Source organism: Mycobacteroides sp. H003, assembly GCF_001440135.1.
Lineage (GTDB): Bacteria > Actinomycetota > Actinomycetes > Mycobacteriales > Mycobacteriaceae > Mycobacterium > Mycobacterium gwanakae.
On sequence record NZ_LJYL01000009.1, the window covers coordinates 663,579 to 675,685 of the forward strand.

Sequence of the window (12,107 nt, forward strand, 5' to 3'; positions counted from 1 at the left end):
AACGGGTCCCGAGAGGCTCCGGGGAGACGGGGAACCCGAACTTCATGCTGACAGAGTTCGCGGCCCCGGTATTCTGGGGCCATGGGTGCGCCGGCGCGAGCCTTGCCAGGGACTACCGCAGAGAGGTCTGTCGAACATGTCGACGAGACCCAGTCGCCGTGGGTCACCATCGTGTGGGATGACCCGGTAAACCTGATGAACTATGTCGCTTACGTGTTCCAGCAGCTGTTCGGCTACAGCGAGAGCGAGGCCACCAACCTGATGCTGCAGGTTCACCACGAGGGCAAGGCTGTGGTGTCCTGCGGGGCGCGTGAGTCGATGGAGATCGACGTCAGCAAGCTGCACGCCGCCGGTCTGTGGGCCACTCTGCAGCAGGATCGTTGAGCCGCTGATCCGTGCGAAAGTGGAAGCGCGTCAACGCGTCTGATGGGGTTCGGCTGCGTTCTGAGATGGAGCCGCACGAGGCGGCGCTCGTACAGTCGATGGTCACTTCCATGCTGGCGATGCTCGATGAGCGCGAATCGTCAGCGCCCAACGACGAGCTGGCACAGCTGACCGGCATCCGTACCGGGAACACCGCGGCGCCCTCCGATGTCACTCTTGGGCGGTTGCTTCCCGACTTTCACCGCCCCGACCAGGACGGCACCAGCAGTCTCGAGGCGGTGAGCGGACTCAACAGCGCACTGCGCAGCCTCTATGAACCGGAGATCATCGACGCCAAACGTGAGGCGGGTCAACGGTTGCTGCGCACGCTTCCCCTGGAGGGCGGGCGCTTTGAGCTGTCCGAGGACGACGCGCGCGCATGGCTGACCGCGCTCAATGATGTGCGCCTGGCGCTGGGGGCGATGCTCGGGATCGACAGCGACGGGCCGCAGGAGTTGCCCGCAGACGATCCGATGGCGGGGCATATGGACATTTACCACTGGCTGACCGTGATGCAGGAGTTGTTGGTGCTCGCGTTGATGGGGAAGTCGGCGGTATGAGCCTGTTCTCGGGTGCGATCACCGACGTTCCGGGAATGCTGGTGGGACATCACCAGCGCGTGGATGCCGACGCCGAACTCGGATCGGGCTGGGCCACCGGCACCACCGTGGTGCTGGCGCCGCCGGGGACGACCGGTGCGGTCGATGTGCGCGGCGGAGCTCCGGGAACGCGTGAATCCGATCTGCTCGATCCGGCCAACACCGTCTCTACGGTCGACGCCATTGTGCTCAGCGGCGGCAGCGCCTACGGACTGGCCGCCGCCGATGGGGTGATGCGCTGGCTGGAGGAGCAGGGCAGGGGAGTGGCCCTGCAGGGCGGCACCGTGCCCATCGTCCCGGGAGCAGTCATCTTCGATCTACCGGTGGGTGCCTGGAAGAGCCGTCCCGACGCTGAATTCGGTTACCGGGCGGCAGAACTCGCAGGCGATACGCCCGAATGGGGTGCCGTGGGTGCTGGTGTCGGAGCGCGAGCCGGCACTCTCAAGGGCGGTGTCGGCTCCGCGAGTGCGGATCTGGGTAATGGGATTGTGGTCGGTGCCGTGATCGTGGCCAACCCGGTTGGACTGGTGATCAATCCGTCGACAGGGCTGCCGTGGGAGCCCGCCTGTGCGCCGGAACTCGGCGCGCCTCCGGCAAGCCAGATCGCGGCGCTGGCCGCGTTGCCCGACAAATCGGTCTCGTTGAACACCACGATCGGCGTGGTGGCGACCAACGCCCCGCTGAGCAAGGCGCAATGCCGCCGGGTGGCGATTGCTGCGCACGACGGGTTGGCACGGGCGATCAGGCCCGCGCATACCCCGATGGATGGGGACACGCTGTACGTGCTGGCGACCGGGACCGGCGAGGGCGATGCCGAGGCTCTCACCATTTCGGTGGGGATTGCCGCCGCCGACTGTGTGGAGCGTGCCGTGGTGCGGGCCGTGGTGGGCGCCGTGAGCGTGGCCGGAATACCCGCATATCGTGACGTGTTGCCAGGAGCGTTTTCGTAATCGTCCGAGACGCCAAGAGGGAAGCAGGAAAGACAGTGCTGGTAGTTCGCGCCGATTTGGTCGACGCCATGGTCAAGCATGCCCGCGCCGATCATCCCGATGAGGCTTGCGGTGTACTGGCCGGTCCGGAGGGTTCCGATCGTCCCGAGCGACACGTTGCCATGATCAACGCCGAGCGGTCTCCTACTTTTTATCGCTTTGATTCCGGTGAGCAGCTTCGGGTTTGGCGGGCGATGGATGACGCCGATGAGGTGCCGGTGGTTATCTATCACTCGCACACCGCGACCGAGGCCTACCCCAGCCGTACTGATATCAACCTGGCCGCGGAACCCGATGCCCACTACGTTTTGGTGTCCACTCGCGATCCTGAGCAGCACGAACTGCGCAGCTACCGGATCGTCGACGGGGTGGTCACCGAAGAGGAGATTTCCGTTGTGGACCAATACGTCGAGCAGTACTAGAGAAGTCGAGCAGTACTAGAGAAAAGGAATATCCACCGTGTCGATTCAAGTATCGATTCCCACGATCCTGCGTACGCACACCGGTGGCGAGAAGCGCGTCACGGCAACGGGTTCCACGCTGCAAGCGGTGATCGCGGACCTGGAATCCAACTATTCCGGGATCTCCGACCGGCTGGTTGACGACGGCAAGTTGCACCGTTTCGTCAACATCTACGTCAACGACGAGGACGTGCGGTTCTCGGGTGGGCTGGACACCGAGATCGCCGATGGCGATTCGGTCACCATCCTGCCCGCCGTGGCCGGTGGCTAGCGGCGCATGACCCGATACGACTCGTTGCTCCAGGCCCTCGGGAACACGCCGCTGGTCGGGTTGCAGAGGCTGTCCCCGGCCTGGGACGGCGATCCGCATGTGCGGCTGTGGGCCAAGCTGGAGGACCGCAATCCGACCGGCTCCATCAAGGACCGGCCTGCCCTGCGCATGATCGAACAGGCCGAGCAGGACGGGCTGCTGGAACCGGGAGCCACGATTCTGGAACCCACCAGTGGCAACACCGGAATCTCGATGGCGATGGCCGCGCAGCTCAAGGGTTACAAGATGATCTGCGTGATGCCGGAGAACACCTCCATCGAGCGACGCCAGCTGCTTGAGCTATACGGCGCTCAGATCATCTTCTCCCCGGCCGAAGGTGGCTCCAATACCGCCGTCGCCACTGCCAAAGAGCTTGCCGCGCAAAATCCTTCGTGGGTGATGCTGTACCAGTACGGCAACCCGGCGAATGCCGCCGCGCACTATCACGGCACCGGCCCGGAGATTCTGGCCGACCTGCCCGAGATCACCCACTTCGTTGCCGGGCTGGGCACCACCGGAACCCTCATGGGTACCGGACGGTTTCTGCGGGAGAACGTGCCCGGGGTGCAAATTGTTGCCGCCGAGCCGCGCTATGGCGAGGGCGTCTACGCACTGCGCAACATCGACGAGGGATTCGTGCCCGAGTTGTATGACCCCGAGGTGCTCACCACCCGCTTTTCGGTCGGGTCGTTCGACGCGGTGCGCCGTACCCGCGAGTTGGTGCAAGTAGAAGGCATCTTCGCGGGCATCTCGACCGGCGCGATTCTGCACGCGGCGCTCGGCATGGCGGCCAAGGCCGTCAAGGCGGGCGAGCGCGCGGACATCGCATTCGTGGTGGCCGATGCGGGCTGGAAGTATCTGTCGACCGGCGCCTACGCCGGTACCGTGGATGACGCAGAGGACGCGCTGGAAGGGCAGTTGTGGGCATGACGGGATACCAGGGTGGCCCGGAGGGGTTCCATCCAGCCCGTCCCGAGCGGTCCAGACGGCCACAGTGGGTCACCGGCGGAATCCTGGTGGTCTCATTCGTCGCGTTGCTTTATGTCATCGAAGGCATCGATACGGTTACCGGGCACCAACTCGACGAGAACGGCATCCGGCCGCTGGAGGCCGATGGTCTGGACGGCATCCTGTTCGCGCCCCTGCTGCATGCGAATTGGGGCCACTTGGTTGCCAACACGGTGCCCGCGCTCGTGCTGGGTTTCCTGGCCGCGGCCGCCGGGCTCGGACGCTTCCTGCTGGCAACTGCGATCATCTGGGTTCTCGGCGGGATCGGCACGTGGCTGATTGGCAACCTCGGCTCGCCCTACGAGACCAATCACATCGGGGCGTCGGGGCTGATCTTCGGCTGGCTCACCTATGTGATTGTCCGAGGATTCTTCAACCGCCGCGTGGGTCAGATCCTCATCGGTGTCGTCGTGATCGTCCTCTACGGGGGTGTGCTGTGGGGTGTGCTGCCCGGACAGTTCGGGGTGTCCTGGCAGGGGCACCTGAGTGGGGCTATCGCCGGCGTACTGGCCGCCTATTGGCTCTCGGGTAGGGAACGCAAGGCGAAGGCTGCACGTGGTCCTGGGGCGCCACCAAGGCTGTCGACATGACGGGCCCCGGCGCCGCTCTCGAGGGTCTTGGCGCAAGCGGCGCATCGCCGATCGGGATATTCGATTCCGGAGTCGGCGGACTGACCGTCGCGCGGGCCATCATCGACCAGCTGCCCGACGAGGACATCATTTACGTCGGTGATACGGGTAACGGGCCATATGGTCCGCTGACCATTCCGGAGATCCGCCGGCACGCGCTGGCCATCGGTGACGACCTCGTCGGACGCGGGGTGAAAGCCCTGGTGATCGCCTGTAATACGGCCTCGGCGGCATGCCTGCGTGACGCTCGTGAACGCTATGCGCCGGTGCCGGTCATCGAAGTGGTGTTGCCTGCGGTGCGCCGCGCCGTGCACACCACCCACAACAACAAGATCGGTGTCATCGGAACCGCGGCGACCATCGCATCGGGTGCGTACCAGGATGCGTTCGCGGCCGCGCGGGACACCGAGATCACGGCGGTGGCATGTCCGCGTTTCGTCGACTTCGTGGAGCGTGGCATCACCAGCGGGAGGCAAGTGCTGCAGCTCGCCGAGGGCTATCTGGAGCCGCTGCAGCGGGCTCAGGTCGACACCGTGGTGCTGGGTTGCACGCACTATCCGTTGCTGTCCGGGCTGATCCAGCTCGCCATGGGCGAGGATGTCACGCTGGTGTCCAGCGCCGAGGAAACTGCCAAGGACCTGCTGCGGGTGCTGTCGGAGAGGGATCTGTTGCGGCCGCATCCGGATAACCCGAGTGCCTCAGGTCCGAACCGCGTTTTTGAGGCAACCGGTGACCCCGATGCGTTCCGCACCCTGGCGGCCAGATTCCTCGGTCCGGCTGTGACAGCGGTGCAAACTCGAGCTAGCGGTGTTGCGGGTTACACCGAAATTGCAACACCTCTCTAACCCTGTGCCGAGACGCTTGCCGGACGTGGCAAGCTAGGGGCTGTGCGAGTCACCGTGCTCGGCTGCTCAGGCAGTGTCACCGGACCGGATTCACCGGCGTCTGGTTACCTTCTGACGGCACCGGATGCGCCACCGTTGGTCATCGACTTCGGTGGCGGCGTCTTGGGCTCTCTGCAACGGTTCGCCGACCCCGGATCGGTGTCCGTTCTGCTGTCGCACCTGCATGCCGACCACTGCCTGGACCTGCCTGGTCTGTTCGTGTGGCGCCGCTATCACCCGAATCCGCCCAAGGGCAAGGCCATCATGTACGGGCCTGCCGACACCCTGATTCGGGTGGGGGCCGCGTCGGCCGAGATCGGCGGTGAGGTCGACGACTTCACCGACATCTTCGACTTGTATGCGTGGAGTGAAGGTGTGCCCGTCGAATTCGGGTCGCTCACGGTGACACCCACACGGGTGGCGCATCCGCCGGAGTCATATGGACTGCGGATCGAGGACACGTCAGGTGCCGTCCTCGCCTACAGCGGTGACACCGGCATATGCGACGCGGTGGTCGAGCTGGCTCGCGATGCCGACGTGTTCCTGTGCGAGGCGTCGTGGACGCACATGCCGGGGCACCGCCCGCCGGACCTTCACCTGTCCGGCACCGAGGCGGGGCAGATCGCGGCCCGAGCAGGCGTGAAGGAACTGCTGCTGACCCACATCCCGCCGTGGACTTCGCGCGAGGATGTCATCGCCGAGGCGAAGTCGGCATTCGACGGGCCGGTGCGGGCCGTCGTCGCGGGGGAGACCATCGAGCTGTAGCTCTGCCGCTCACGCTCGGTACTTTCGCGGAGACGATAAGGTCGAGGGCGTGTCCAGACGAGAAGACGGCAGACAAGACGACGAACTGCGCCCGGTGACCATTACGCGGGGATTCACTTCGCACCCGGCAGGTTCGGTACTCATCGAGTTCGGTCAGACGCGGGTGATGTGCACCGCCAGCGCCACCGAGGGTGTGCCGCGCTGGCGCAAGGGTTCTGGACTTGGTTGGCTGACAGCCGAATACGCGATGCTGCCGGCCTCTACCCATACCCGCAGCGACCGTGAATCGGTCAAGGGGCGCGTAGGTGGCCGTACTCAGGAGATCAGCCGCTTGATCGGGCGTTCTCTTCGTGCGTGTATCGACTTGTCGGCATTGGGGGAGAACACCATTGCCATCGATTGTGATGTGCTGCAGGCCGACGGCGGGACTCGCACCGCCGCGATCACCGGTGCGTATGTAGCGCTCGCCGATGCGGTGACGTACCTGGCCGCGCACGGCAAGCTCGCCGATGATGAGCCACTGTCGTGTGCGATCGCCGCCGTGAGTGTTGGCGTGGTGGACGGCCGGGTGCGCGTAGACCTTCCCTACGAAGAGGATTCGCGCGCCGAGGTGGACATGAATGTGGTGGCCACCGACACCGGTACGTTGGTGGAGGTTCAGGGCACCGGTGAGGGCGCCACCTTCCCGCGTACGACGCTGGACAAGCTGCTTGACGCCGCCGTCGGCGCCGCCGAGGAACTGTTCGTTCTGCAGAAGGAAGCGTTAGCCCTGCCGTATCCGGGTGTCCTGCCGGAGGCGCCACAGAAGAAGGCGTTCGGTTCGAAGTAGGCGGGGGCCATGAAAATACTTGTCGCGAGCCGTAACCCGAAGAAGCTCGCGGAGTTACATCGGGTGCTCGAGTCGTCAGGGGTTACCGGGGTCGAACTGGTTTCGCTCGCCGATGTGCCCGAATACGAGGAAGTGCCAGAGACGGGCGCCAGCTTTGAGGACAACGCGCTCATCAAGGCGCGTGAGGGCGCACAACAGACCGGATTGGCCTGCGTCGCCGACGATTCCGGGCTTGCGGTAGATGCGCTGAACTGGATGCCCGGTGTGCTGTCTGCGCGCTGGGCGGGGCGGCACGGAGATGATGCTGCCAACACCGCACTGTTGCTCGCGCAGCTCTCCGATGTGCCTGATGAGCGCCGCGGTGCGGCATTCGTATCGGCGTGTGCGCTGGTGACTCCGGACGGCGAAGAGGTCGTCGTAGAGGGGCGCTGGAAGGGCTCGGTCGCGCGCGAACCCGCGGGGCAGAACGGCTTCGGCTACGACCCGATCTTCGTGCCGCGCGGCGGTCTGCGGACCGCAGCGGAAATGACGCCCGAAGAGAAGGATGCGGTATCGCATCGCGGACGGGCGCTGGCGGCGCTGCTCCCGATGCTGCGCAACCTGGTCAACCTCGGCCGGACCGCGCCGTAGCCTCCCCGGGGAGCAGCCCCCGCATTAGGGGGCTGCTCGCGGGGGTCAGGGCAGCAGGATGACCTTTCCGCGGGCATGGCCCGTCTGGACGTACTCATGGGCCTGGCGCGCTTCGGCCAACGGATAGGTGCGATCGATGGTGACCTTGAGTTCGCCATTGCCCGCAAGGCGAATCAGCTCGGGGCGGGCGGCCAGACGGATCTCCGTGCCCGCATCGGCACCGGGGCCGCCGCCCAGTGCTTTGAAGCCATCGGTTGCGGCACGGCCGAATCCGGCGATCGTGGCGATACGGTCCTTGTCGGCAACGAGTGCCAATGAGACGTCGGCGGCTTCATCGGTGCCGACCAGATCGAGGGCTGCATCAACCGAGCCGATTGAGCTGACACGGTCTTGCAGTCCGGGGCCGTATTCGACCGGGATCGCTCCGTAGCCACGAAGCTGTTCGTGGCGGGCAGCGCTGGCGGTGGCGATCACGGTTGCACCGCGGGCCTTGGCGAGCTGGGTGGCCAACAGTCCCACGCCGCCCGCGGCACCGTGAATCAGAACGGTGTCCCCTTCGGTGACATTGGTGGCTTCCAATAGGTGGACCGCGGTCTGCCCGGTGAGCAGGAATCCGGCGGCCTCGTTGAAGGACAGACTCGCGGGCTTCTTGAACACCTGGTCTGCAGTGGTGACGATCTGGTTGGCGTAGCCACCGATCTGCCCGGCGGCGATGACGTCATCACCGGGTTGGAACCCGTCGACACCCGGTCCGACGGCGGCGACAGTTCCGGAGATCTCGAGGCCGAGGCGCATGGGGATTGCGGCCGGGTCGGTGCCGAAGGCTCCCGAATACAGCTTCCAGTCGATGGGATTAACGCCGGCGGCTTTGACGTCGATGAGTACTTGGCCGTCGGCGGGGCCATCGATCGGCACCTCGCGGAACTCGAGTACGTCGGATGCGCCATAGGCAGTGGCGACAACTGCATGTGTGGTGGTCATACCGCTATCAAAGTCGCATCGTCATGTCAGTATTCCTGACATTGGAGATTTCTTTCGGCTAGATGCCGAACTGCTCCTTGACCTGCTTGGTGCGGTAATGCTCGACGATGAAACCGAGCAGCGGGATCGTGCCCGCGAGCAGCGTGCCGGCGGTGCGTGGCCACGGCCAGCGCACCTTGATGGCCAGATCGGTGGTGAAGATCAGGTACACGAAGTAGATCCACCCGTGCACGATGCCGATCCAGCTCGGCGGATGCGGTACGTGCTCAATGTATTTGAGCCACATTTCCCAGCAGAGGGCAATCAGCCACACACCGGTGGTCCAGGCCAGGATCCGGTAGCGCCACAGGGCGCCACGGATTTTCTCGACCGGCGTGGTCACGGCGGGCGTCTGGGGTGTGGCTTCGGGCTCGGTCACGGGGCAGGCTTCCTATCTTCTTCGGCCAGGGCGGCGAGGTAGGCGTTGTAGTCGGTCAGTGTGCGGTCGGCGGGATCCGGCTTCGCGGCGGCAGGGCGCTCGGGAAGCAGGCCCTCCGGTATTTCGGTCACTCGGTCGCTGGGCGGCGGGGGCGGGCCCTCGTCCTCGTACTGCACGAAGCGGCGATAAGCCCAAATCACGAACGCCGCGAAAAGCGGCCACTGCAGGGCGTAGCCGAGGTTCTGGCCATCGCCGGTCACCGACTCGAATCGCTGGAACTGCCAGTAGGCCAGGCCCAGGAACGCGAGCGCACTGACGCCGACCAGCACGATGAGTGCCGGTCTCCGACGCCGTGTAGTGGACACCTCCTGACGGTACCGCGTGAGGTGGGGGCGGGTGCCAACGCCCCTGGTCAGCGCTTTGGTCCGATGAACTCGTCGAGACGCGCGGTGGCAGCTTTGCGGTAGACGGAGACGACGTAAGCGGTCGATCGAGTCCAGGGGATGTCGAGCCTGTCGAGGGCTGCGGTGAAAAGGCCGAGGATGTCTTCCGAACGGTTGGTGAAGTGATAGCGGATGCTGGCGACTCCGCGATCGTTGGCGACCACCCGGCAGCCGTCGCTGTGAATCAGACCCCGGGCGAAATCCTCGGTGGCGTGATCGACGAGGTCCTGCTGCCAGGGCTCGAGGGCGATCTTTCGCGAATGCTTGCGGCCGGGGCCATGCTGAGGAAAGAGACAGGGCCAGTGTTTGGAGTAGTGAGAGACTTGCACACATCCCTTGGGGCACTGAACGATCGCGGCCTGCTGTCCAGGCATCAAGGCCTCGATGGCGACTCGGCACCGCTCGATGATGACCGGATACTTCTGGTCCAAGGTGATCCTGAGACGCCAGCACCGTCTGTCCGGTGAGATGCACCCATCGCCCAGATAAAGGCCTAGGAGGTAGGCGTAGCTTTCTGCGTGCAGCGAAGACCGTTCGTGAGCTACCCCACAGGCTGACGAGTTGATAGATGCCCTCACGAGGACTCCAGGCCGGCGGCGCCAGTCTCGCACCGTCGGTCGAGGTATCCCTGTTTGACGTGCGATGGCACAGTCATTCATCCCGGTCTCGATGAGTCGTTGGACTCGGCAAAACTCGTCTGCAGATCGCAAAGGGACTCCTCAAGGCGATTTGTGTTCGAACGTAACGAGGGTCTCTGACATCGAGGAGGTACGATCGGAACTCTGCGGGCGTGGCGAAATGGCAGCCGCGCGGGCTTTAGGTGCCCGTGTTCGTAAGAACGTGTGGGTTCGAGTCCCTCCGCCCGCACCAGAGATTCAGTGGGACCCGGTGTGCACTCCGCGCGCCCGTAGACTTGAATTCGTGGTTCGCGCTGACGGTTTGCTTGATATCGACGATTGCCTGAATGCCGACGGAAACGTCGAACTGCCGCCCGGCACCACGCTGATATCCCTCATCGAGCGCAACATCAGGAACGTCGGGGACACCGTCGCCTATCGCTATCTGGACTTCACCACCTCCGAGGACGGCACCCGTATCGAGCTCACGTGGTCGCAGCTCGGGGTGCGTCTGAACGCGGTAGCCGCGACGCTGCAACGCCACATCGAACGTGGTGATCGGGTCGCCATTCTGGCTCCACAGGGTCTGGACTATGTCGTCGGATTCTTCTCGGCGATCAAGGCCGGCGCCATCGCGGTGCCGCTCTTCGCTCCCGAGTTGCCCGGCCACGCTGAGCGTCTGGATACCGCCCTCACGGACTGCAGGCCAACGGTGGTCCTGACGACCTCCAGCGCACGCACGGTTGTCGAAGACTTCCTCAAAGAACAGGACACTCGCATCCTCGTCATCGACGAGATCCCCGATGAAGCGGGCGAGACCTTCGAGTACGTGCATCTAGTGGATGACGACATCTCGCATCTGCAGTACACCTCGGGTGCGACTCGACCTCCGGTCGGCGTGGAAATCACGCACCGCGCCGTCGGTGTCAATCTGACGCAGATGATCCTGTCGATCGATCTGCTGGATCGAAACACGCACGGCTGCAGCTGGTTACCGCTCTATCACGATATGGGTTTGTCCATGATCGGCTTTCCGACGGTCTATGGTGGTCACTCCACCCTCATGTCGCCGACGGCCTTCATCCGTCGGCCACAACGCTGGATCAAGGCGCTCTCCGACGGCTGCAAGGAAGGCCGCGTCATCACCGCCGCCCCCAATTTCGCGTACGAGTACACCGCACAGCGCGGTGTGCCGAAGGGCGGTGCGGACATCGACCTGGGCAACGTAGTGATGATCATCGGTTCCGAGCCGGTCAGCATCGATGCCATCCGCACCTTTGAAAAGGCCTTTGCGCCCTTCGGATTACCGTCGACCGCGTTCAAGCCCTCCTACGGCATTGCCGAGGCCGTCCTGTTTATTTCCAACATCGCACCGGATGCCGAACCCTCCGTCGTGTACCTAGATCGTGCGCAGCTCGCCGAGGGCCGCGCGGTATCGACCGCTGTCGATGCACCCAACACCACTGTCCATGTGTCCTGTGGCCAACTCGCCCGCAGCCTGTCGGGTGTGATCGTCGATCCAGCGACAGGCAACGAACTTCCGGACGGTCATGTCGGCGAAATCTGGTTGCAGGGCGACAATGTTGGCCGCGGCTATTGGGGCCGTCCGGACGAAAGTGCGAGGACATTCCACGCCCGGCTCGGTGAGACGCTCGCGAAAAGCCATGCTGACAGGTCCAATGTGGACGGCGACTGGTTGCGCACCGGCGATATGGGTTTTTATCTCGACGGTGAGTTGTACGTCACCGGACGCATGGTCGACCACATCACTATCGACGGCGGGTCGTATTACCCGCAGGACGTCGAGGCGGCCGTCGCGGACGCGTCGCCCATCGTGCGCCGCGGATACGTCACCGCCTTCACCATCGACGATGGTCTGGTGGTTGTCGCCGAGCGTGCCTCGCGGACGGCCAAGGCTGACCCGCAGGAAGCCGCCGACGCGGTCCGCGAGGCGGTCCGCAGCCACTACGGCCTGGAGCTCTGCGACGTGCGCCTGCTCCCGGCGGGAGCCATCCCGCGCACCACCAGCGGAAAACTGGCGCGACGGGCCTGTCGCCGCCAGTACCTGGACGGCACCCTGGGTGTTCACGGAGATCTCAGCTAACTCATTTGCCTCATTTG

Annotated in this window: 16 protein-coding genes, 1 tRNA gene and 1 pseudogene; 13 read left to right on the forward strand and 5 right to left on the reverse strand. The window is 64.6% G+C overall.

Annotated elements, in window-relative coordinates; genetic code table 11:
* Positions 1–81: 81 nt before the first annotated feature.
* The 11 genes from clpS to rdgB are packed head-to-tail and all read left to right on the forward strand — an operon-like array spanning position 82 to position 7,527.
* Positions 82–384, forward strand: a complete 303-nt coding sequence (gene clpS / locus AOT87_RS03540; RefSeq protein ID WP_030094925.1) for an ATP-dependent Clp protease adapter ClpS — start codon at positions 82–84, stop codon at positions 382–384.
* A gap of 11 nt (positions 385–395) precedes the next feature.
* Positions 396–983, forward strand: a complete 588-nt coding sequence (locus AOT87_RS03545; protein ID WP_030094926.1) for a DUF2017 domain-containing protein — start codon at positions 396–398, stop codon at positions 981–983.
* A complete protein-coding gene (locus AOT87_RS03550) occupies positions 980–1,972 on the forward strand; it encodes a P1 family peptidase (protein WP_057967280.1) in 993 nt (330 codons plus the stop codon). Before AOT87_RS03545 ends, AOT87_RS03550 begins: the two co-directional genes overlap by 4 nt.
* 35 nt (positions 1,973–2,007) lie before the next feature.
* Entirely contained in the window at positions 2,008–2,433 is a 426-nt protein-coding gene (locus AOT87_RS03555) for a M67 family metallopeptidase (protein WP_030094928.1), read from the forward strand.
* 37 nt (positions 2,434–2,470) lie between these two features.
* A complete protein-coding gene (locus AOT87_RS03560) occupies positions 2,471–2,743 on the forward strand; it encodes a MoaD/ThiS family protein (protein WP_030094929.1) in 273 nt (90 codons plus the stop codon).
* Positions 2,744–2,749: 6 nt separating this feature from the next.
* Positions 2,750–3,712: a cysteine synthase gene (locus AOT87_RS03565; protein ID WP_030094930.1), complete on the forward strand. Its 963-nt coding sequence runs from the start codon at positions 2,750–2,752 to the stop codon at positions 3,710–3,712.
* A complete protein-coding gene (locus AOT87_RS03570; RefSeq protein ID WP_057967279.1) occupies positions 3,709–4,380 on the forward strand; it encodes a rhomboid family intramembrane serine protease in 672 nt (223 codons plus the stop codon). The genes AOT87_RS03565 and AOT87_RS03570 overlap by 4 nt, the downstream gene beginning before the upstream one ends.
* Positions 4,377–5,264 carry a glutamate racemase gene (gene murI, locus AOT87_RS03575; RefSeq protein WP_057967278.1) on the forward strand — a complete coding sequence of 296 codons (888 nt, stop codon included), beginning with the start codon at positions 4,377–4,379 and terminating at the stop codon, positions 5,262–5,264. Before AOT87_RS03570 ends, murI begins: the two co-directional genes overlap by 4 nt.
* Before the next feature lie 42 nt (positions 5,265–5,306).
* On the forward strand, positions 5,307–6,068 hold the full coding sequence (locus AOT87_RS03580) for a cyclic nucleotide-degrading phosphodiesterase (RefSeq protein ID WP_057965115.1): 762 nt from the start codon (positions 5,307–5,309) through the stop codon (positions 6,066–6,068).
* A gap of 49 nt (positions 6,069–6,117) precedes the next feature.
* Positions 6,118–6,897, forward strand: coding sequence for a ribonuclease PH (gene rph, locus AOT87_RS03585; protein ID WP_030094934.1), 780 nt, complete (start codon positions 6,118–6,120; stop codon positions 6,895–6,897).
* A gap of 9 nt (positions 6,898–6,906) precedes the next feature.
* The gene (rdgB, locus tag AOT87_RS03590; protein ID WP_057967277.1) at positions 6,907–7,527 is read left to right on the forward strand and encodes an RdgB/HAM1 family non-canonical purine NTP pyrophosphatase; all 621 of its coding nucleotides are present in this window, start codon (positions 6,907–6,909) and stop codon (positions 7,525–7,527) included.
* Between the two features lie 45 nt (positions 7,528–7,572).
* Here the strand turns inward: rdgB and AOT87_RS03595 are convergent, their stop codons facing one another.
* The 5 genes and pseudogenes from AOT87_RS03595 to AOT87_RS29575 form a co-directional block, all read right to left on the reverse strand.
* The gene (locus tag AOT87_RS03595; protein WP_057967276.1) at positions 7,573–8,508 is read right to left on the reverse strand and encodes an NADP-dependent oxidoreductase; all 936 of its coding nucleotides are present in this window, start codon (positions 8,506–8,508) and stop codon (positions 7,573–7,575) included.
* Positions 8,509–8,566: 58 nt separating this feature from the next.
* The gene (locus AOT87_RS03600; RefSeq protein WP_030094937.1) at positions 8,567–8,926 is read right to left on the reverse strand and encodes a DUF3817 domain-containing protein; all 360 of its coding nucleotides are present in this window, start codon (positions 8,924–8,926) and stop codon (positions 8,567–8,569) included.
* Positions 8,923–9,291 (reverse strand): hypothetical protein, encoded by a 369-nt coding sequence (locus AOT87_RS03605; protein WP_075907736.1) that lies wholly within the window; start codon positions 9,289–9,291, stop codon positions 8,923–8,925. The genes AOT87_RS03600 and AOT87_RS03605 overlap by 4 nt, the downstream gene beginning before the upstream one ends.
* A gap of 47 nt (positions 9,292–9,338) precedes the next feature.
* Positions 9,339–9,800, reverse strand: coding sequence for an LAGLIDADG family homing endonuclease (locus AOT87_RS03610; protein ID WP_234796445.1), 462 nt, complete (start codon positions 9,798–9,800; stop codon positions 9,339–9,341).
* A gap of 171 nt (positions 9,801–9,971) precedes the next feature.
* Positions 9,972–10,079: pseudogene (locus tag AOT87_RS29575) on the reverse strand (hypothetical protein); the annotation flags it as partial.
* A 74-nt stretch (positions 10,080–10,153) separates the two neighbouring features.
* On the opposite strand from AOT87_RS29575, the gene AOT87_RS03615 reads away from it, so the two are divergent.
* Both AOT87_RS03615 and AOT87_RS03620 read left to right on the forward strand, forming a co-directional pair.
* A tRNA-Leu gene (locus tag AOT87_RS03615) sits at positions 10,154–10,239 on the forward strand.
* A 51-nt stretch (positions 10,240–10,290) separates the two neighbouring features.
* On the forward strand, positions 10,291–12,090 hold the full coding sequence (locus AOT87_RS03620; RefSeq protein WP_057969342.1) for a fatty acyl-AMP ligase: 1,800 nt from the start codon (positions 10,291–10,293) through the stop codon (positions 12,088–12,090).
* The last annotated feature ends 17 nt before the right edge of the window (positions 12,091–12,107 follow it).

Excerpts from the sequence above, each read along its gene's own strand:
- clpS (WP_030094925.1), top strand. The coding sequence starts at position 82 with ATGGGTGCGCCGGCGCGAGCCTTGCCAGGGACTACCGCAGAGAGGTCT.
- AOT87_RS03550 (WP_057967280.1), top strand. The coding sequence starts at position 980 with ATGAGCCTGTTCTCGGGTGCGATCACCGACGTTCCGGGAATGCTGGTG.
- AOT87_RS03565 (WP_030094930.1), top strand. The coding sequence starts at position 2,750 with ATGACCCGATACGACTCGTTGCTCCAGGCCCTCGGGAACACGCCGCTG.
- AOT87_RS03570 (WP_057967279.1), top strand. The coding sequence starts at position 3,709 with ATGACGGGATACCAGGGTGGCCCGGAGGGGTTCCATCCAGCCCGTCCC.
- murI (WP_057967278.1), top strand. The coding sequence starts at position 4,377 with ATGACGGGCCCCGGCGCCGCTCTCGAGGGTCTTGGCGCAAGCGGCGCA.
- rdgB (WP_057967277.1), top strand. The coding sequence starts at position 6,907 with ATGAAAATACTTGTCGCGAGCCGTAACCCGAAGAAGCTCGCGGAGTTA.
- AOT87_RS03595 (WP_057967276.1), bottom strand. The coding sequence starts at position 8,508 with ATGACCACCACACATGCAGTTGTCGCCACTGCCTATGGCGCATCCGAC.